The organism is Bradyrhizobium sp. AUGA SZCCT0105 (genome assembly GCF_018129565.1).
Lineage (GTDB): Bacteria > Pseudomonadota > Alphaproteobacteria > Rhizobiales > Xanthobacteraceae > Bradyrhizobium.
Genome location: NZ_JAFCMK010000002.1, coordinates 123,514 through 143,345, shown reverse-complemented (window position 1 = coordinate 143,345; position 19,832 = coordinate 123,514). Strand labels below are relative to the sequence as shown.

Below are 19,832 nucleotides of genomic sequence, written 5' to 3'. Positions count from 1 at the left end.
GATGAAACTGATCGAAGACGCAAACCAGCAGGCGCTCACCCGGATCCTCGAAGGGGAGCCGCGGCTGATCGACATCGTTCCCGCCCGCGAATTGATCCCGGGCCTGCGCGAACGGATCATCCTCCACGCCGGACCACCGATCTCCTGGGACAGGATGTGCGGTCCGATGCGCGGTGCGGTCGCCGGTGCCATCGTGTTCGAGGGATGGGCGCAGGATCTGCCGACTGCGACCAAGCTTGCCGCCAGCGGCGAGATCGAATTTCACCCCAACCACCATTTCGGGGCAGTCGGCCCGATGACCGGCATGACCACGATGTCGATGCCGCTGTTCGTGGTCGAGAATGCGCGCTTCTCCAACCGCGCCTATTGCGCGATCAACGAGGGGCTCGGCAAGGTGATGCGCTTCGGCGGCAACGACGCCAGCGTGCTGAAGCGGCTCGCCTGGTTGCGCGACGTGTTCGGGCCGACGCTCGGCAAGGCGATCCGAGCTGCCGGCGGCATCGACCTGAAATCGATCGTCGCGCGCGGCCTGTCGATGGGCGACGAGCTGCATCAGCGCAATCTGGCATGTTCGAGCGTCTTCCTGCGCGAGGTCGCGCCCTGGATGGCGCGAACCTCGATCGACAACGCCGTTCTCGCCGAATGCCTCGCGTTCATCGGGCAGAACGATCAGTTCTTCCTCAACATCGCGATGGCGATGGGCAAGGCGATCACCGATCCCGCCAACGGCATCCGGGGTTCGACCATCGTCACCACCATGTGCCGCAACGGCACCGATTTCGGAATCCGCGTCAGCGGGCTCGGCGAGCAATGGTTCACCGCGCCGGTCGAAATGCCGGAAGGGCTGTATTTCGCTGGCTATTCCGAGAAGGACGCCAATCCGGACATGGGCGATTCCGCGATCGTCGAGACGATCGGTCTGGGCGGATTTGCGATGGCGGCGGCGCCGGCCGTCGCAGGCTTCGTCGGGGCCGGCGCACCGTCCGAGGCCGGCAACTTCACCCGCTCGATGGGCGAGATCACGGTAGCGCAGAATCCGGAATGGACCATCGCCGCAATGGACTTCGCGGGCGTGCCGACCGGCATTGATATCCGTCTGGTCGTCGATTCCGGCGTGGTGCCCGTCATCAACACAGGCATCGCGCATCGCGAGCCCGGCATCGGCCAGGTCGGTGCCGGCGTGGTCAAGGCGCCGTTGGCGTGCTTCCAGCAGGCGATCGTCGCGATCGCCAAGGATTTGGGTGTGTCATGAACGTCGTTGTCCTGAACGAGGTCCGCAAGGGATTCTATCTCGACTCGGTCGCGCTGATGCGGCTGTCGCGCGAGGTGGCCGGCTCGCCCGGCGTGATCGAGGCGGCGTTGATGATGGGAACTCCGTCGAACGCGGCGATCATGCGCAATGCGGGGCTGCTGGAGGAGGGCACTGCCGTGAAGGGCAATGACCTCGTGATCGCGGTCAAGGCCGAGTCCGAGTCCGCTGCCCGCGAAGCTCTCGACAATGCGATCAAGTCACTCGACAAGCCGAAGACCCAGGGCGAGGCGCAGGCTGCCTGGCGACCGCACTCGATCGCCGCTGCGGTGAAGGTCAGGCCGGAGATCAATCTTGCGCTGATCTCCGTGCCCGGCGAGTTCGCCGCCGCCGAGGCCCGCAAGGCGCTCAATCGCGGCCTGCATGTCCTGATGTTCAGCGACAACGTGTCCCTCGAGGACGAATTGTCGCTCAAGCAGCAGGCGCGGGCGGCCGGCCTCCTGATGATGGGGCCGGATTGCGGAACCGCCGTGATCGGCGGCGCACCGCTGGCGTTCGCCAACAAGATCAGGCGCGGCAGGATCGGCATCATCGGCGCGTCAGGGACCGGAACGCAGGAGGTCTCGTGCCTGATCTCGGAAGCCGGCACGGGAATCTCCCACGCCATCGGGGTCGGCGGGCGCGATCTGAAGAAGGATATCGGCGGCATCTCCACGCTGATGGCGATCGATGCATTCGAGTCCGATCCGGAAACCGATCACGTGGTGCTGATCTCGAAGCCGCCGCATCCCGATGTCGCCAAATCCGTGCTTGAGCGGATCGGCAGAAGCCGGAAGTCGTACACCGTGTGCTTCATCGGTGCTTCGGAGATCGAGCTGCCGCCGAACGCCCGCTTCTCGCCGACGCTGAAGGGCGCCGCGGAGCTGGCGCTGGGAGACAAGAAGATCGGCGCGGGCTTCGATGCGAGCGCTGTCGCATCACGGCTTCCGCGGAGCGGCCGAGGCGGGATCGAGGGCTTGTTCGCCGGCGGAACGCTGTGTGCCGAAGCTCAGGTGATCCTCGCTGCCGCAGGTCGGAAGGTGGCGTCGAACGCCGCAATCCCCGGCGTGGTCAAGCTCGGCGTGGAGCCGAATGCCGGACGGGACCGGCTGATCGACCTCGGCGACGACGAATATACCCGTGGCCGGCCGCACCCGATGATCGACCCGTCCGTGCGCGACGATGCGTTGCGTGCTGCGCTCAGGAATCGCGACCTTTCGGTGGTGCTGCTCGATCTTGTGCTCGGCTATGGCGCGCACGCCGATCCCGCCGAGCATCTGACGAAGATCGTCGCCGATCGCGGGCAAGATGCGCCGGCGTTGATCGCGTCGGTCGTCGGCACGGAGCAGGATCCGCAAGGGCGCTCCGCGCAGGTCAGGAAACTCGAGCAGGCCGGAATCCTCGTTGCGCCGTCGAACGCGCAGGCGTGCGAGCTCGCGGTTGCCATCGTCCAGAATGCCGGGAGGTAAGGAAATGCGTACACTCAATGACGTGCCGCGTCGCCTGGTGGTCGCGATCGGTGGCAATGCGGTTCACCCCGAGGATATCAGGGGCACTTCCCAGGAGCAGAAGTCCGTCGCGCGGATCACTGCGGAAGCGCTGCTGCCGCTTGCGCAACTCGACAATGAGCTGGTCATCACGCACGGCAACGGCCCGGTCGTCGGCAAGATCATGATGCGCCAGATGCTGACGATGAGCCGAATCCCGCCGATGGACATGGACATCTGCGTCGCGCACAGCCAGGGCGGCATCGGCTATCTCCTGATGCAGGCGATCGAGAATGCCCTGCGCGAACAGGGCAACCAGCGACATGTGGCAAGCCTGCTGACCCAGGTCGAGGTGGACAAGGACGATCCCGCGTTCAAGAATCCGACCAAGTTCGTCGGACCGTTCTTCTCCGAGGACGAGGCGAAGAAGATCAGCGCCGAGCTCAATTGGGCGATGCGTGAGGATTCCGGGCGAGGCTGGCGTCATGTCGTGCCGTCGCCGAAGCCCAAGCATGTCTGCGACATCTCGCTGGTCGACGCCTTGGTCAAGCGGGGAACGATCGTCATTGCGGGAGGCGGCGGCGGCGTCCCCGTGGTTCGTGACGCGAAGGGCGTGCGCACCGGCGTGCCGGCGGTCATCGACAAGGATCTGACGTCCGCTCATATCGCCAATGTGCTTGGCATCGAAGAGTTGCTGATCCTGACGGCTGTTCCCCGCGTTGCGGTGAATTTCGGCAAGCCGAACAAGAAGGAACTGGACCAGGTCAGCCTCGAGGAGATCAAGGCCTATCACCGCGAAGGACATTTTCCTCCGGGGAGCATGGGACCCAAGGTCGATGCGGCAATCCGGTTTCTCGAGGGCGGCGGCAAGCGCGCGATCATCAGTCACCTCGATTGCGCCATGGCGGCGCTGCGGGGCGAGACGGGGACGCACGTCGTTCAGTAACCACCGGGATCGGCGCATCGGCGGGATATTCGCCCGCGCCTCACCGAGTTGAAGCAGTTGAGGCGCGTCGGCGCCTCATTCTGATCAAGCAATCGAGCTGGCCGCCGGCTCAAGCTCAGACACAAGACAAGCAACCGGCCTGCGGGATTCAAGGGAACGACAAGGCAATGGCCATTCAATCCAGCATAAAGGCGAACCTGTACAAGGATTCCGTGTCGTTGATGCGGATTTCCCAGGTCACGGTCGCGCGGACCGGCGTGCAGCGGGTCACGCTGCTGATGGGAACGCGCAGCAACAAGGAGTTCCTGCAGCAGGCCGGGCTGATGAGTCCGGCGCTGGAGAGCGCCAAGCCGGGCGACATCATGATCGTTGTGGCGGACGATGCGACCGACAAGCTCGCCGCCGCGGAGCGCGAGATTCATTCCCAGATCGCCGGCGAAGAACCGAAGGGCGGATCGACTGAAGCCGCGGCGGAAGCACCGCCGCGCTCGATCTCCGGCGGCGTCGCGATGGCCCATCATGCCGACCTCGCATTGATCTCGGTGCCCGGCCCCTATGCCGCCGCCGAAGCCCTGAAGGCGCTGCGCCAGGGTCTCAACGTGCTGCTGTTCAGCGACAACGTCCCGATCGAACAGGAGCGGGCCATCAAGCGCGTTGCGGCGCAGAAGGGCCTGCTGGTGATGGGACCGGACTGCGGCACGGCCATTATCAATGGCGTGCCGCTTGGATTTGCCAACGTCGTTCGGCGGGGCGTGATCGGGCTCGTTGGAGCGTCCGGCACGGGCCTGCAGGAGGTGATGTGCCAGATCCATCGTCATGGCCAGGGCATCTCGCAGGCGATCGGCACCGGCAGCCACGACGTTTCAAGCGAGGTCGGCGGCATCACCATGTTGCAGGGCCTGGAGCTGCTGGCCGCCGACGCGCAGACCAAAGTTGTGGCCATCGTCTCCAAGCCTCCCGCGCCCGATGTCCAGAAGCGGGTGATCGAGCGCGCTCGCGCGATCGGAAAGCCGGTCGTGATCTGCTTCCTCGGCGGCGAGCCGGCCGCGTCGGCCGGCAATGTTCACCGCACATCCTCGCTCGAGGAGACCGCGCGGCAGGCCGTCGCGCTTGCGGGCGCGCGCCAATCCGGAAGCGACGAGCAGTCCATCGAAGCGTTGGCAACGAAGGTTTCTGCGTCGTTGGCGCCGTCGCAGCGCTACCTGCGCGGTCTCTACTCCGGCGGAACGTTTTGCTCGGAAGCCCAGACCATTTGGCGGGCGGCGGGCATTCGTGCCCAGTCAAACGCGCCGCTTGCCGGCGGAGATCGTCTGGCCGACCTCGAAGAGAGCCACGGGCACACGGCGATTGATCTCGGCAGCGACGAATTCACGGTGGGACGTCCACATCCGATGATCGACTATGGCGTGCGGATCGAACGGCTGCTCAAGGAAGCGGACGACCCGACCGTTGCCTGCATCGTCCTGGACGTCGTGCTTGGTTACGGCAGCCACCCCAATCCGGCCGAGATCCTGGCTCCGGCGATCCGCCGGGCGAGGGCCGCGGCGCGCGCTCAGGGGCGGGAGCTTCCCGTGGTCTGCTTCGTCTGCGGCACGGGTTCAGATCCGCAGCCCTACGAGACCCAGAAAGCCATGTTGGCGGACGCCGGCGCGGAGATGGTCGGCAGCAGCACCGGCGCAGCCCGTGCCGCACAAGCCATCGCGAGCCGCATGGCCGCGGACGACAGCGCCACAGCGCGCCGTGCGATGCAGGGTGGAGAACGATGATGAACGCAGCCCCTTCCGCGCTCCAGAACAAGACATCGGTCATCAGCCTCGGCGCCTCCGGCCTCGATCGCGGCGTCGAGAGCAGCGGTGCCCCGCTGGTGCGTCTGCTTTGGCAGCCGGTCGGCGACGGAAGTCCCGAGGTCGCCTGGAGCCTCGCGCAACTGGTTGGCGACGCCGGCGATGCCGACTGCCTCGGATCGCGGATCGATCGCGCCAATGCGGAGGTGCTCGAGCGCATCCTGACCGCGCAGCCGGTATGGGTCGACGTCGCGGCGCACGCATCCGAGGTCTGGCCGGACATGGGCCGGACGCTGCTCCACGCCGGTCCGCCGATCGCCTGGAACGACATGTGCGGCCCGATGAAGGGGGCGGTCGTCGGCGCAATTCTCTACGAGAAATGGGCGACGACCCAGCAGCAGGCCGAGCAGCTCGTCGCGGCAGGTGGCATCCGCTTCGCGCCGTGCCATGAATTCGGCGCGGTCGGGCCGATGGCCGGGATCATCTCGCCCTCGATGCCGCTGTTCGTGGTGGAGAACCAGACCACCGGCAATCGCGCCTATGCGCCGATGATGGAATCCGGCGGCGCCAAGACCCTGCGTTTCGGAGCCTTCGCGCCCGAGGTGATCGAAGGCCTCAAGCTGATCGAGAATGTGCTGGCGCCATGTCTGAAGGCCGCGGTCGCCGGCATCGACGGTGGATTGCCGTTGAAGCCGCTGATGTCGCAGTCGCTGCACATGGGCGACGACGTGCACAATCGCAACACGGCCGCGACCCTGCTGCTGTATCGCGCCGTCACGGAATCGCTGCTCAAGTTCTCGATCTCGCGCGATCTGGTTCACGAGACGCTGCGGACGATCGGAGCTGACGACATGTTCTTCCTCAGCCTGTCGATGGCGGCATGCAAGGCGACCATGGATGCCGCGCACGGCGTGCCGTTCAGCAGCATCGTCACCGCAATGGCGCGCAACGGCGTCAATGTCGGCATCCGGGTCAGCGGGCTGAACGGGCAATGGTTTGTCGGTCCGGCCGACATTCCTGTCGGCCTGTTCCTGCCCGGCTTCAGCGAGGCCGATGCCAATCCCGATATCGGCGACAGCGCCATTACCGAGACCGCGGGACTGGGTGCGTTTGCGATGGCGGCGGCTCCGGCGATGGTGCAGTTCGTCGGCGGCACGCCGCAGGACGCGCTGCGTTACTCGCGCGAGATGGCGCACGTCACGATCGGCCGCAATCCCGGCTTCACCCTGCCGATGCTCGATTTCATCGGAGCGCCTGTCGGCATCGACGTCCGCAAGGTCGTGGACGAGAGCAGGCGGCCCCTCATCAACACTGCGACCGCGCACAAGGAGCCGGGCATGGGAATCATCGGCGCCGGCGTCGTACAGGCTCCGATGAAGTGCTTCGTCGACGCCGTCGGCGCATTGGCGGCGACGGCCGGGAGATGACGTTGCCTCGAGTTTGAGAACGACGGCGCGGTCGCGCCGCCGATTGAAAAAATGCCGCAACAAGCAATGCGGCGACACCGGGAACGAACAGGAGGAAACACATGAACGGTACCCGTCGTGCATTTCTGCAAACAAGTCTGCTCTCGGCAGCCTTCATCGGTTCATCGGGCCGGCTCGCCTTCGCCGACGATGCGAAGCCGCTACGCATCGGTATTCTGATTCCGGGCTCGCGGGCCGACCATGGCTGGATGGAGTCGGCCTACAACGGCATGAAGGCGGCCGAGCAGCGCCACGGCAAGAATGTCGTGATCACGTCGATCGAGAACGTCAAGTTCGCCGACATGGAGCAGGCGCTCGTCACGCTCGCGACCAAGAACGACATGGTGATCGGCGCCGCGGGGCAGACCCAGGCATCGGTGCTCAAGGTCGCCAAGCGATTCCCGAAGGTAAAGTTCTCCATCGTCGGCCCGACCGGACAGCCGACCGAGAACGTCGCGCAATACGACGTGCTGCAGGCGCAGATCGGCTTCGTTGCCGGCGCGGTCGCCGCGATGATGTCGAAGAACGGCGCGGTGAGCTACGTCGGCGGGCTTGAGATCCCGGCCATCGTCAACACCGGAACGGAATTCGCGAACGGCGCCAAGCACGTCAAGCCGGACACCAAATGCTTCGTGACCTACACCGGCGACTTCGACGACGTCGCCAAGGCGAAGGAAGCGACCCTTGCCGCGATCGCGCAGGGGGCCGACGTCCACTACAACATCCTCAATCTCGGCGTGCGCGGAATGGAGCAGGCGGCGCGCGATAAGGGCACCAGGATGATCGGGAGCTATACCAACTACTGCTCCGACAACAATCCGCTCTACATCGCCTACACGGTCAGCGGCATCGGCTTCATGGTCGAATATGCCATCGACCAGGCCGTCGCCGGAACGTGGCACCCGGAGTACAAGCAGTTCGGCCTCGCCATGGGGCCGCGCTCGGCCGACATCGAGATCTGCGCCGGAGCAACGCCTGAGATCCAGGCCAAGATCAAGGAGCTCAAGGACGACCTGCTGTCGAGCAAGATCAAAGTCAAGGTGGGCTGACCCGTGGCTCTTCTCGAACTGTCTGGCCTGACCAAGCGCTTCGGGGCTTTCACCGCGCTCGACGACATATCGCTGCTGATCGAGCGCGGCGAGGTGCATTGCCTGCTTGGCGAGAACGGCGCCGGCAAATCGACATTGTGCAACCTGGTGTTCGGGGTGCACCGGCCGGATGCCGGCACGATGACGCTCGGCGGCGAGCCGTTCGATCCGCGCGGCCCGGCGGAAGCGCTGCAGCGCGGCGTCGTGATGGTGCATCAGCATTTCAGCCTGGTGTCCAACATGAGCGTGGCCGAGAACCTGATGCTCGGCCGCGCCAACGCGGTGTTGAAGCCGCAGGACATCATCGTGCGGATGGAGCAGCTCGCAGCGGAATACGGGCTCGAGATCGACCCCGGGGCGCGGATCGATGAGCTTTCGGTCGGCGAGCGGCAGCGGGTCGAGATCATCAAATGCCTGCTCGGCGATCCGCAATTGCTCGTGCTCGACGAACCGACGGCCGTCCTGCAGCCGGACGAAATCGATGCGCTATTGGCGATCTGTAGCCAGGTGGCGCTGCGCGGCAAGTCCGTGATCCTGGTGACGCACAAGCTCGGCGAAATCAGCCGCGTGGCTGATCGCACGACGGTGCTGCGGCAGGGCCGCATCATCGAGACCGTCCCGATGGACGGTGCCGACATCCGATCGCTGGTGCGCTCGATGGTCGGCCGCGACGTCCAGTCGGCAGGTTCGGTGCTCGCCGCCGCGGTCGACGTCGAGGGCAAGACGCCGGCGAAACCCGCAGACGCGGCCGGTCCGGCGTCGGCGGCCGAGGCGGTGCTGCAGATCTCGGACCTCGTGTATCGCGACCCGCATGGCGTGCCGCGGCTCGACGGCCTGAGCCTCACGGTCGGCACCGGCGAGATCGTCGGGATCGCGGGCGTCGAGGGCAACGGCCAGACCGAGCTCGGACTGATCCTGGCCGGGCTCGCCTCGCCAAGCGCCGGCGCGATCGTGGTCGGCGGCACGCCGGTGGGCGGTTGCACGCCGCAGGAGATCACGGATGCGGGTGTCGGCATCGTTCCCGAGGATCGCCATGCGGTGGCCTGCATCAGGGAATTGTCGGTGGCCGAGAACCTGTTTCTCGGCGCCATCGGAAAATTCAGCCGCTTCGGGCTGCTCGACAAGTCGGCGCGCCGCAAGGCGGCGGACGCGATGATGCGCGACTTCGACGTACGGGCGAGCAGCCCTGATGTTTCGATGGCGAGCCTCTCCGGCGGCAATCAGCAGAAAGCGGTGCTGGCACGCGAGCTGTCGCTCGACCCGCTGGTGTTCCTGCTCGCCGCGCAGCCGACGCGCGGCCTCGACGTCGGTGCGATCGAAGCCGTCTACAATCGCATCCGTGCGGCACGCGATGACGGCCTCGGGGTGCTTTTGATCTCCAGCGAGCTCGAGGAGCTGATGGCGGTGTCGGACCGGATCGCGGTGATCTACCGCGGCAAGCTGGTTGGCGAGCTCGCGGCCGGGTCGTTCAGCCGCGAGGCGATCGGAGCGATGATGTCGGGGCATGCGCATGTCTAGGTTGGCCATGGTTATGAAGAATCCGAAGCTTGCGCGGGTCGCAAAGGGCGCGAGGCTCGAGCTCGTGCCGTTGCAGGTTCTGGTTCCGGTGATATCGACCATTATCGCGCTCGGGATCGGCCTGCTCATCATCGCCGCCACTGGCGCATCCGTCCTCGAGGCGATCGAAGCCTTCTGGGACGGCATGGCGGGAAGCGATTTCAACATCGGTGCTTCGATCAATCGCGCCATCAGCCTCGCGCTGGTCGGTCTCGGCTTCATCTTCGCCAACCGTGCCAACCTGACCAATGTGGGCGGCGAGGGGCAGATCGCGATGGGCGGCATGTTCGCGACGGCAGCGGCTCTGCACGGCGCCGGCGACCTGCCGTTGGGACTGGCGTCTATCGTGCCGCTCGCCGTGGGGACTATCGCGGGAGCCGTTTGGGGCGGCCTGGCGGGCTTCCTCAAGGCGGCACGCGGCACCAACGAGGTCATCAGCACATTGCTGTTGAGCTTCATCGCGCTGCCGCTCGTGTACTGGTCGGTCGAATCCTTTCACCTGCTGCGCAAGCCGATCAGCGATGTGTCGTCGCTGCCGGAATCGGCGGAGATTCCAGATTCGACCAAGCTGCCGCTGCTGTTCCCGGACAATGGATCTCCGCTCCATATCGGTCTGCCGATTGCGGCGATCGCCGTCGTCGTGGTGTGGCTGGTGCTCAAGCACAGCACGCTCGGTCTGCGGCTGCGCGCCGTCGGCTTGAATGCGACGGCCTCCCGCCGCGCCGGCATGCGAACTAGCTTCTACGTGATCCTGGCCATGACGGTCTCCGGCGGCCTGGGCGGTCTCGGCGGCGCGATCATGATCCTCGGCCAGCAGTTCTATCTGACGAGCGATTTCTCGTCCGGATACGGATTTGACGGCCTGGTGGTCGGCTTGCTGTCGCGCGGCTCGGCCGTCGGCGTGGTGATCGGTGCGCTGCTGTTCGGCTTCCTGCGATCGGGATCCATCAACATGGAAATCTCGGCGCATGTCCCGTCCGCCGTCGTCCTGATCTGCCAGGGCCTGATCGTCATTGTCATTGCAGGCTCCGCAATCCTCACCAACCGAAAGGTGACCCGATGATTGACGAACAAATGGCCGTGTTCATCGGTTCCGGACTTCGTCTTGCGGTTCCGATCATCTTCGCCGCAACCGGCGAGATGCTGAGCGAGCGCGCCGGCGTGCTCAATCTCAGCCTCGATGGCATGATGCTGATGTCGGCCTTCACGGCGGCGCTGGCGTCGTGGGCGACCGGCTCGCCGCTTCTCGGCGTGGCGGCCGGCGTATTGGTCGCGATGGCGGTTGCCGCGGTCCAGGCCGTGCTGAGCGTGACCTTGCGCGCCAATCAACTGGTGGTGGGGATCGGATTCAACATCCTGGCGCTGGGAACAACCACGTTTCTCTACCGTGAGATCTTCGGGCCGCTGTCGCGCGATCCGATTCCCGGTTTCGCGCAGCTCAATCTGCCGTGGCTTGCCAGTATCCCGGTGATCGGGCCGGCATTGGCGAACCAGACCGGGCTTGCCTATGTCAGCATCCTGATGGTCGTCGTGACCTGGTTGATCCTGAAGTACACGTCGTTCGGGCTGGCGGTGCGGGCGGTCGGCGAGGATCCGCGCGCCGCGGACAAGGCGGGCATCAGCGTCGCCAGGACACGTTATCTCGGCGTGCTCTACGCCGGTGTGCTGGCGGGCCTCGGCGGTGCGTTCATGTCGGTCGCGGACAGCAATACGTTCACCGAGAACATGACCAAGGGAGCAGGCTATCTCGCGATCACGGCGGTGATCTTCGGCGGCTGGAATCCCTGGTACACGCTGGCGGCATGCCTGCTGTTCGGCTTCGCGACCGCGTTGCAATTCCTGGTGCCGGCGCTGCAGCTCGATGTGCCGGTCGCGCTGCTGTTGCTGCTGCCATATCTGCTGGCGCTGGTCGCCATCGCGGGCTTCGTCGGCAAGAGCAGGCAGCCCTCGGCCCTGACCATTCCGTTCGAACGCGGCGGCTGATCGCAACAGACTTCAAGAAAACATAGGCAAGAAAACATAGCCAAGGGAGGAAAGTCCGATGACCAGTTCCACTTTAGCAAAGGCCGCGGAATCCGCCGCGCCCAACGCCGCCAATCCTCTTGGATCCGCTCCCGGCTACAAATGGCTGGTCGACGACAACAACGTCAACATGGCGATGGCGCCGCCGCCGCCCAGGGCGGTCACGATCGACGCGCAGCCGCAAACGGTGACGGTCGATCTGCACCGCACCGCTCTCATCGTCGTCGACATGCAGAACGACTTCTGCGCCAAGGGAGGATGGGTCGATCATCTCGGCCTCGATCACACGCCGGATCGGGCGCCGATCGAGCCGCTGCAGAAGCTTCTCCCGGTGTTGCGGAACGCCGGCGTGCAAATCATCTGGCTGAATTGGGGTAATCGGCCCGATCTGAAGAACATGGCGCCGAACCAGCTCCATCTCTACAAGCCGAAGGGCGTCGGCATCGGCCTTGGCGAGCCGTTGCCGGGCAGTGGCGCGCGTGTGCTGCAGAAGGACAGTTGGGCCGCGGCCGTTGTCGACGAATTGAAGCAGGAGCCCGAGGACATTCACGTCGACAAATACCGGATCAGCGGCTTCTGGGACACGACGCTGGATAGCATTCTGCGCAATCTCGGAACCAAGACGATCCTGTTTGCCGGCGTCAACACCGATCAATGCGTGCTGCATTCGCTCACCGACGCGAATTTCCTGGGCTACGGTTGCCTCCTGGTCGAAGACTGCTGCGCAACGACCTCGCCGGGCTACTGCGTTGAGGCAACCCTGTTCAACGTCAAGAAATGTTTTGGCTTTGTGACGCATTCGTCGGACGTCATCGAGGCCATTTCAGGAGCAGATCCAACGGCGTGACAGATCGGTCGCGCTCCGAGTGCACACACTAGCCTTGTGACGCCGCTTGCGATTCTCGTCCACCTGATCCCAGGCGCGGCTCGGTCCCGGCCAGCAGCCGCTGGATGTTGGCGCGATGGCGCGCGATCACGTAGAGGCCACCTGCGATGACCAGCAGGCGATAGGGCAATGGCTGCTCCAAGGCGCAGACCAGTGCGATCGCAGTGAGCGCCGCCATCATCGAGCTCAGGGAAACAATCCGGGAAATTGCCAGCACGCCGGCAAAGGCCGTGGCGGCGCCTAAACCGACGGGCCAGGACAGCGCCAGCAACACGCCGAGCCCCGTCGCTGCGGATTTGCCACCGGTGAAATTCAGCCAGATCGGACGGCTGTGGCCCAGCAATACCGCAAGTCCGGCCAGGCAGACCGCCCAGGGCAGCAAGGTTTGCAGATCGATCGCCGTCGGTGGCGTGACGGACGGTAATGTCCCGAGCCAGGGATAGAACCAGCGGGCAAACGCGATCGCGCCGGCACCCTTCAGCACATCGACCAGCAGGACCGCCAACGCGGGCCACTTGCCCAGGGTACGCAAGACGTTCGTGGCCCCGGTAGACCTGGAGCCGTGCTCCCGGATGTCGATGCCTTTGAGCAGTTTCCCCGCGAGATAGCCCGCTGGTATCGAACCGAGAAGGTAGGTAGTCGCCAATCCAGCCGCACTCGCGATCCAAAAAACCATAGGCTTCTCCTCGATGCGCCAGTGTCAGGCAAGCGTCAGCCGGAGTCTACCTCCATGCGACGGCCGAAACCGTGGATACGAGGGGTGGATTCCCTTGCCCGCTCCAATCCTCTTTGAAATAGGCTGGCCGCGCGATAGATACCGCGTCGACATGCCGATCGAGCGGCGATGCTGCCGCGACGGAGACAGGACACGGAATGACGACGCAATCAATCGAGATTCGCCGCCTCTTGCCTGCAGACGCTGCGCTTTATCGCGACATCCGTCTCGAGGCGCTGCGCTTGAGTCCCGAGGCGTTCGGCAGCGCGTATGAGACGGAGAGCGTGCATCCCGTCGAATGGTTCGCGGAGAGGCTCGCGCACGGGGCGGCGATAATTGGGGCGTTTCGGGGCGGCGAACTCGCCGGCATCGTCGGCTTCATCGCGGCGCAAGGGCCGAAACAGCAGCACAAGGGCATGCTGGTTGGGATGTATGTGCGGCAGCAGGCGCGACGCGCCGGTGTCGGCCGGCTCCTGGTCGATGCCGTGCTCGAGCTCGCCGCGCAATCGGTCGAGCTGGTGCAGCTTGCCGTGGTGAAGGGCAACGAGCCGGCCTGCGAGCTCTACCGGCGCGCCGGCTTTGTCGAGTACGGGCTGGAGAGGCATGCCCTGAAGATCGACGGCCGCTACTATGATGACATCCTTATGGTGAAGGATCTGCTCGGGGGCGCCTGACGTCGCACAAGGTGGAGTGTCACAATTCAGGCGGCTCGTTGCGATAGCCGCACATCCAAGCTTAGGGCCACGCATTCATTTGCTGTCATCGCCCCGGGGACGCTGCCATGCCGAAAGTCGATCTGACAAAGGTGCCGGAACGCAAGGGGACCGGCTATCCGGCCGAGTTCGCCGCACCGTGCGCGGAACGAATCCGGCAGCGCCTCGGCGACGCCGGCGGGCTCGCCGATTTCGGCGTTAATCTGATGCGGCTGCCGCCGGGCAACTGGTCGAGCCAGCGCCATTGGCATTCGGACGAGGACGAGTTCGTCTATGTGCTTGCAGGTGAGGTGGTGCTGATCGAGGACGGCGGCGAGACGGTGCTGCGCGCCGGCGATTGCGCGGCGTTCCCGAAAAATTCCGGCAACGGGCACCATATGATCAACAGGTCGCAGATGACGGCGACCTATCTCGAAGTCGGCTCGCGCTCGCGTGCCGACGTCATCACCTGTTCCGACATCGATATGATGAGCCCGAGCTCCGACGGTCGCTTTCTGCACAAGGACGGCCGGCCGTACGAATAGGCCCTGGACCGCAGGCCGGCCCGAAATCCGGCGTTGCGGATTGGCCGGCGAAGGACCAATCTTCCGGCCAGGGAGATTTGGTCGCGTCCATGACGGAATGGTATTTCATCTGGATTGATGGTCCGCGCGGACCCGAGCCGCAGAAGTGGTCGTCGGACGCGCTGTGGGGGCAGGTGGCCCGTCAGGATATCATCGTCCGTTTTCCCTTGAGCGATCGCGAGGCCGGCCTGTCGCTCGATCAGCTGGCGCGGCTGCATCCGGTGCCGCAGTGAGCTGCGCCGCGAGAGCGTGCGGCAGTCTCACACCACCAGCCGTCCCTCGCGCTCCGCGACTGTGATCTGCGCTTCCGTCCCCGAGTTGAAATCGAGCCGGTCGGCCTCGATGCCGTCGCTGAAGATGACGCCATTCTCGGGCATCAGCGAGCGCACGCTGAGGCGCTCGGCGCGTTCGAGGCTGCCACAGACGAGCGTGACCCGCGAGGTGCGGCTTGGAAACGGCTGGCCCGACGGTGTTCTTTGCGCGCACGTTCAATCCGCCGGGTTGACCGTCAAACCGAAAGATCGAAGCCCGGCGTCGCAACCTCGGTCAGGAACGAGGCCAGGAACATCTTGCCGAACACGTGCTTGGCCGCGGGTGTGCCGATCCTGAGCCGGCCGGCGCTTGTGGCCGCTGCGAGTTCGGCAAGCGTCGGCGCGGCGAGGCTGGTGTCGGGTGCGGCGCGCGGCGCTGTCGCGGATGCGCTGAACAGTACGCCGGCATAATAGAGACGGGAGAGGGCGCGGACCAACCGCAACCGGGCGCGCAGCGCCTCGTCGAGCGGGCGGCCGAGCCAGGCGCGATGCAAAACCGCCTCCAGCTCCGGCGTTCGCGCGAAGCTGTCGCCGACAACAGCGAGATCAACCAGCGGATCGGTGCGATAGGCCGATTCCCAGTCGATCATCCAGAGCCTGTTGCCGTCGAACAGGATGTTGGCGGGAAGCGAGTCGTTGTGGCTCGAGACCGAGTTCGCCTCATCCCAGACATAGGCCGCGCGAATGCGTTCGAGACGCTCGTTGCATCGGTCGAGCACGCCGGGCGCGAACAGGCCGGTGCGACAGACATGAGCCCAGAGCCGAGCCACGATATCGGGATAGCGCACGAAAGCCGGAAAGGTCGGCGTCGCCTGCAACCGCGCCAGTAACTCGCCGAGCGCCTTTGCCAACGCCGGCGGGCCGCCGGGATAGCTACCGAGCGGCTGCCGCTGGATAAAATCCATCACCGCGACGCGCGACGCTTCGTCGACGTAGTAGAGTCGCGGTGCGATGCCGGCCTCGGCCGCGATACGCAACGAAACATATTGGTACGGATTGCGCAGTGGGCTCGGCCCGCCTTCGATCCGTAGCAAATAATTCTTGCCGCCTGCATCGATCCGAAACAATCGCGCCGACGTGGCGCCGCCTGAGATCGGCGTCACGGCGTCGATCGCTGCCCTGCCGATCACCTCACGCAGCGCAGCATGAGCTGCATCGCGCTGTTCCGACTGAAGCGTATCGAGATTACTCATGCACAAAAAGTTAGCATGACGGCTATGCGTTCCGAAATTGCATTGATGCAGCGTTCTCGATCTATTGCTGGTCGCGCGCGACGAAGCATGAAACAATGCCGCAAAAATCATGTCGGGAGAAAACTTGATGTCGTTCGAGCGGGGGTTGCATTGCGCCGTTGCGTGCAGGATCGTGAGGTGCAGATCATGGATCGCGTTGCCATTATTCTGCCTGATCAGCACGTTCGGAGTAATGCATGACGCCGTCGCGAACGAATCCATGGCGATCGTGGATGCGCGCGTACCGGCTGCCGACAAAGAAGGCGGAGACCTTCCCTTGACGATGACGATCAGGAATGAGGCCGACAGCGCCGACGCGCTGCTCCGTGTCCGCTGCCCGGTCGCGAATTTTTCCGAGCGCCACATCGTCGATCGCGGCGAAGGCGCGCCCGCCATGCGCTCGATATCCAATATACCAGTCCCGGCCAAGGCGACGCTCGAGCTGAAGCGCGACGGCTATCACGTCATGCTGCTGCAGTTGCGTCAGGCGCTCGCGCCCGGCGAGACCTTCAAATGCGCGGTCGTTTTTCAGAAAGCTGGAACCATCGAGACGGAGGTGCAGGTCCAGAAGTGACCCAAGACAAGTGAAGACAAGTGACTAAGGAAGGCGGCGGGCGGCACAGCCGATCGCCGGGACGCAAGGCTTCTCGCGCGACCGCCCGTATGTGACGGGCGGTTCGATCAATGAAGAACGCTGGATCCGGAGGAAATGAACGCATGACAAGGTTGAATTGGGTTAAATCGCACATGCTCGCGGCGGCGGTAGCATCCGCCGCGACCTTCGCGGGCTCTTTCGCGCTCGCCGACGATGTCAACCAGGAGCGTCTGCTCAATGCTGACAAAGAAGCAGGCAACTGGCTGCACCATCACAAGAACTATTCGGCGACCCGCTTCTCGTCGCTGGCGGATATCAACAAGGACAACGTCAAGAACCTGAAGGTCGCCTGGACTATGCATCTCGGCGGCGTCGAGGGCGGCGGAATCTGGGGGCACGGCGGCCTGGAGGGAACTCCGATCGTCGAGAACGGATTCATGTACGTCACCGACGGCTGGGGGTCGGTCTACAAGATCGACGCGCACGGCGGCAAAGGCGTGCTGCTCTGGAAGATGGATCCCAAGACCGACCACGACTGGGCCGGCGCGGTCGCCTGCTGCGGCGTCGACAACCGCGGCGTCGCGCTGTGGGACAACCTCGTGATCTCGCACACGCTCGATGGCCGCCTGATCGCGACCAACAAGGAGACCGGGCAGGTCGCCTGGCAGCGTCAGGTCGCCGATCCCGACAAGGGTGAAGTGATCACCGGCGCGCCACTGATCGTCAAGGGCATGGCGATTACCGGCGTCGCTGGCGCCGAATACGGCATTCGCGGCTGGATCGCCGCGACCGACCTGAAGAGCCAGAAGGAAGTGTGGCGTACCCACACCATCCCGGGCAAGGACGAACCCGGTTCCGAGACCTGGAAGGACGACAAGAACGCCAAGGCGAGCGGCGGCGGATCGACCTGGGTCACCGGCAGCTACGACCCGTCGACCAACACCATCGTCTGGGGCGTCGGCAATCCCGGACCGGACTGGGACAATGAGTACCGGCCCGGCGACAACCTCTACACCGACTCGTCACTCGGTCTCGATGCCGACACCGGCAAGATCAAGTGGCACTACCAGCACACGCCGAACGATCCCTATGACTATGACAGCGTGGCGGAGAACGTGCTGGTCGACGTCCCCGGTCCGAACAACACGACGCTGAAGCTCGCGCTCGAGGCCGACCGCAACGGCTTTGCCTATGCGGTCGATCGCAACAGCGGCAAGTTCATCTGGGGTCTGCCCTTCGTCAAGAAGGTGACCTGGACCAAGGGACTCGATCCCGAGTCCGGCAAGCCGGTGGAGTATGATCCGAAGCAGGGCGTGCAGAAGTACAACGCATCGGTGACGCCGAGCCGGACCAACAAGGAGACGGATATCTGCCCGGGCAACATGGGCGGCAAGAACTGGCCGCCGACCGCCTACAATCCGACCCTGAAGCTCTGGTACATCCCCGTCATCGAGAGCTGCAACCACATCAAGGTCGAGGAGATGACGCCGGACAAGGTCAAGGCGCGCGAGTTCTTCACCGGCGGCGGGCCGAGCCAGAACGTCAAGATCACCGGCAGCGTCACTGCGATCGACGTCACCACCGGCAAGGTGGCGGGGAAGGCGGAGACGCAATTCCCGAATCTCGGTGGCATCCTGGCAACGCCTGATCTCGTGTTCTCCGGACAGCCGTCCGGCGAGGTGATCGCCTATGATGCGAAATCGCTGCAGCAGCTCTGGCAGTTCAACACCGGCGGTGGCGTCAATGCGCCTCCGATGACGTTCTCGGTGGACGGCAAGCAGTATGTCGCGATCCTGGTCGGCCTCGGCGGCGCCTGGGACAAGTGGTTCATCGACGCCACGCCCGAGCTGAAGCGGATGCAGCCGGGCTCGATGCTCTACGTGTTCGCGCTCTGACATCGCAAGCGCGGGAGGCCTCAGCGAGAGGCCTCCCGCGTCGATCTGGCCGAGAGAAGCAAGACAAGAAACAGAACAAATGAAACAAACATGGCTGGTTGGCGCGTGGCTCGGCTGCGCGCTGGTGACGGGATTTGTCGGTACCGTGCACGCACAGTCGGCAAGCGATCCGACCGATGCGGGCAAGGCGGTGTTCAAGCGCGGCAATTGTGTCGGCTGCCACAAATGGCACGGCAATGGCGGCGGCGGCTATGGCGGCGACGCGCTGTCGCTGCGCAAGACCGAGCTGACCCGCGAGCAGATCATCGAGACCGTGACGTGCGGGCGGCCGGGCACCGGCATGCCGTTCTTCGTGCGCGGCTCTTATGACACCACGAAATGCTACGAGATGACCCGGCAGGATGTTGCGGATCGCATGCCGCCCGAGGCGAACGTGTTCCTGCGGCCCAACGAGATCGAGGCGGTCGCCGATTACGTGCTCGCCCACGTCAAGGGCAAGGGTGAGCCGAACTATGACGAATGCATCGCCTTCTTCGGCGACGGTTCGCGTGTCTGCAATATCTACAAGGAGGCCGGCCACGCCGCCGCGTCGTCCGACCAGAGCGAGAAGGCAAAGCCATGAGCAAGCAGGGATCGGCAATCCGCGGGTTGGTCTTCGCCGCGTCAGTCACCGCGGCGGTGCCGGCGATGGCCACGGCAGGTGACCTGCGCGACATCAATGTCGGCATGGACATCAGCAGCGTTCCCGACGCGGGATACATCAACCTGACCTGCGTCGGTGAGAAGACGCACCGATTGGCGGAATGGGCGCAGTGGGCGGCTTGCCCGGCCGGACCGGACCAGCTGCGCGGCATCCGCTTCGAGTATGACCGCGAGACCGCGCGGGAAGGCACCATGGTCGGCGGCCATCCCGCGATCCTGACCGTGATGATCGACAAGGACGCCAGGATCGCGGCGCTGACGATCGAGACCGATCCGAAGGCGCGGCTCTATCTGCGCAAGAAGGCGTTCCTGCTCGGCCTGCAGGCGAAGTCGCGCTACGGCGAGGACGGCTGGACCTGCTCGGAGGCGAAGCCGGGCGCCGGCAAGCAGGAGGTCGGCGGCGTGTTCGTCGACGAGACCTGCAGCAAGACCGCCGATGGCCGGACGGTCCAGATCGAGCGTCACCTCTATCGCGAGCCGAACAAGGAGCTCAAGGACATGACCGACGAGACCCGGATCACGATTCGCCGCGCGGGGTCGTAGGAACATCGATTGGGCGCGTTTGCGCCGCGTAGCCCGCCC

The 19,832-nt window shown here is 64.8% G+C and carries 20 protein-coding genes; 17 read left to right on the top strand and 3 right to left on the bottom strand.

The annotated features are described in order from the left end of the window. The first annotated feature begins 1 nt into the window (after window position 1). From JQ573_RS09600 to JQ573_RS09555, 10 genes are all read left to right on the top strand, one after another. The gene (locus tag JQ573_RS09600) at window positions 2–1,252 is read left to right on the top strand and encodes a DUF1116 domain-containing protein (RefSeq protein ID WP_212309717.1); all 1,251 of its coding nucleotides are present in this window, start codon (window positions 2–4) and stop codon (window positions 1,250–1,252) included. Continuing rightward, window positions 1,249–2,757, top strand: a complete 1,509-nt coding sequence (gene fdrA, locus JQ573_RS09595) for an acyl-CoA synthetase FdrA (protein ID WP_212309716.1) — start codon at window positions 1,249–1,251, stop codon at window positions 2,755–2,757. The genes JQ573_RS09600 and fdrA (JQ573_RS09595) overlap by 4 nt, the downstream gene beginning before the upstream one ends. Before the next feature lie 4 nt (window positions 2,758–2,761). Beyond that, window positions 2,762–3,721, top strand: a complete 960-nt coding sequence (arcC, locus tag JQ573_RS09590) for a carbamate kinase (RefSeq protein ID WP_092115048.1) — start codon at window positions 2,762–2,764, stop codon at window positions 3,719–3,721. Then, window positions 3,670–5,487 (top strand): acyl-CoA synthetase FdrA, encoded by a 1,818-nt coding sequence (fdrA, locus tag JQ573_RS09585; protein WP_212309715.1) that lies wholly within the window; start codon window positions 3,670–3,672, stop codon window positions 5,485–5,487. The genes arcC and fdrA (JQ573_RS09585) overlap by 52 nt, the downstream gene beginning before the upstream one ends. Then, window positions 5,487–6,932, top strand: coding sequence for a DUF1116 domain-containing protein (locus JQ573_RS09580; protein ID WP_212309714.1), 1,446 nt, complete (start codon window positions 5,487–5,489; stop codon window positions 6,930–6,932). Before fdrA (JQ573_RS09585) ends, JQ573_RS09580 begins: the two co-directional genes overlap by 1 nt. 101 nt (window positions 6,933–7,033) lie before the next feature. Further along, on the top strand, window positions 7,034–8,020 hold the full coding sequence (locus tag JQ573_RS09575; RefSeq protein WP_212309713.1) for a BMP family protein: 987 nt from the start codon (window positions 7,034–7,036) through the stop codon (window positions 8,018–8,020). 3 nt (window positions 8,021–8,023) lie between these two features. Beyond that, entirely contained in the window at window positions 8,024–9,577 is a 1,554-nt protein-coding gene (locus JQ573_RS09570; RefSeq protein ID WP_212309712.1) for an ABC transporter ATP-binding protein, read from the top strand. 13 nt (window positions 9,578–9,590) lie between these two features. Further along, a complete protein-coding gene (locus tag JQ573_RS09565; RefSeq protein WP_212309711.1) occupies window positions 9,591–10,679 on the top strand; it encodes an ABC transporter permease in 1,089 nt (362 codons plus the stop codon). Further along, a complete protein-coding gene (locus tag JQ573_RS09560) occupies window positions 10,676–11,599 on the top strand; it encodes an ABC transporter permease (RefSeq protein WP_212309710.1) in 924 nt (307 codons plus the stop codon). Before JQ573_RS09565 ends, JQ573_RS09560 begins: the two co-directional genes overlap by 4 nt. Window positions 11,600–11,657: 58 nt before the next feature. Further along, window positions 11,658–12,485: a cysteine hydrolase family protein gene (locus JQ573_RS09555; protein ID WP_212309709.1), complete on the top strand. Its 828-nt coding sequence runs from the start codon at window positions 11,658–11,660 to the stop codon at window positions 12,483–12,485. Window positions 12,486–12,513: 28 nt separating this feature from the next. On the opposite strand, the gene plsY is transcribed toward JQ573_RS09555, so the two are convergent. Then, window positions 12,514–13,200: a glycerol-3-phosphate 1-O-acyltransferase PlsY gene (gene plsY, locus JQ573_RS09550; RefSeq protein WP_212309708.1), complete on the bottom strand. Its 687-nt coding sequence runs from the start codon at window positions 13,198–13,200 to the stop codon at window positions 12,514–12,516. Between the two features lie 197 nt (window positions 13,201–13,397). On the opposite strand from plsY, the gene JQ573_RS09545 reads away from it, so the two are divergent. The 3 genes from JQ573_RS09545 (at window position 13,398) to JQ573_RS09535 (ending at window position 14,748) form a co-directional block, all read left to right on the top strand. Then, a complete protein-coding gene (locus JQ573_RS09545; protein ID WP_212309707.1) occupies window positions 13,398–13,913 on the top strand; it encodes a GNAT family N-acetyltransferase in 516 nt (171 codons plus the stop codon). A gap of 107 nt (window positions 13,914–14,020) precedes the next feature. Further along, window positions 14,021–14,476 (top strand): cupin domain-containing protein, encoded by a 456-nt coding sequence (locus JQ573_RS09540; RefSeq protein WP_212309706.1) that lies wholly within the window; start codon window positions 14,021–14,023, stop codon window positions 14,474–14,476. A gap of 89 nt (window positions 14,477–14,565) precedes the next feature. Next, complete coding sequence (locus JQ573_RS09535) at window positions 14,566–14,748, top strand: hypothetical protein (RefSeq protein WP_249131574.1); 183 nt, start codon at window positions 14,566–14,568, stop codon at window positions 14,746–14,748. 27 nt (window positions 14,749–14,775) lie between these two features. Here JQ573_RS09535 and JQ573_RS40600 read toward each other — a convergent pair whose 3' ends face one another. Together JQ573_RS40600 and JQ573_RS09525 are read right to left on the bottom strand one after the other, a co-directional pair. After that, window positions 14,776–14,904 (bottom strand): hypothetical protein, encoded by a 129-nt coding sequence (locus JQ573_RS40600; RefSeq protein WP_283815061.1) that lies wholly within the window; start codon window positions 14,902–14,904, stop codon window positions 14,776–14,778. Window positions 14,905–15,023: 119 nt separating this feature from the next. Continuing rightward, the gene (locus tag JQ573_RS09525) at window positions 15,024–16,019 is read right to left on the bottom strand and encodes a phosphotransferase (RefSeq protein ID WP_212309704.1); all 996 of its coding nucleotides are present in this window, start codon (window positions 16,017–16,019) and stop codon (window positions 15,024–15,026) included. Between the two features lie 109 nt (window positions 16,020–16,128). On the opposite strand from JQ573_RS09525, the gene JQ573_RS09520 reads away from it, so the two are divergent. The 4 genes from JQ573_RS09520 to JQ573_RS09505 all read left to right on the top strand — a co-directional run bounded on the left by JQ573_RS09520 (window position 16,129) and on the right by JQ573_RS09505 (window position 19,793). Next, window positions 16,129–16,632 (top strand): copper chaperone PCu(A)C, encoded by a 504-nt coding sequence (locus JQ573_RS09520; protein ID WP_312011438.1) that lies wholly within the window; start codon window positions 16,129–16,131, stop codon window positions 16,630–16,632. 143 nt (window positions 16,633–16,775) lie between these two features. Beyond that, window positions 16,776–18,548 (top strand): PQQ-dependent dehydrogenase, methanol/ethanol family, encoded by a 1,773-nt coding sequence (locus tag JQ573_RS09515; protein WP_249131573.1) that lies wholly within the window; start codon window positions 16,776–16,778, stop codon window positions 18,546–18,548. A 79-nt stretch (window positions 18,549–18,627) separates the two neighbouring features. Continuing rightward, window positions 18,628–19,170, top strand: coding sequence for a c-type cytochrome (locus JQ573_RS09510; protein ID WP_212309702.1), 543 nt, complete (start codon window positions 18,628–18,630; stop codon window positions 19,168–19,170). After that, window positions 19,167–19,793 (top strand): hypothetical protein, encoded by a 627-nt coding sequence (locus JQ573_RS09505; RefSeq protein WP_249131571.1) that lies wholly within the window; start codon window positions 19,167–19,169, stop codon window positions 19,791–19,793. Before JQ573_RS09510 ends, JQ573_RS09505 begins: the two co-directional genes overlap by 4 nt. Window positions 19,794–19,832 lie beyond the last annotated feature (39 nt).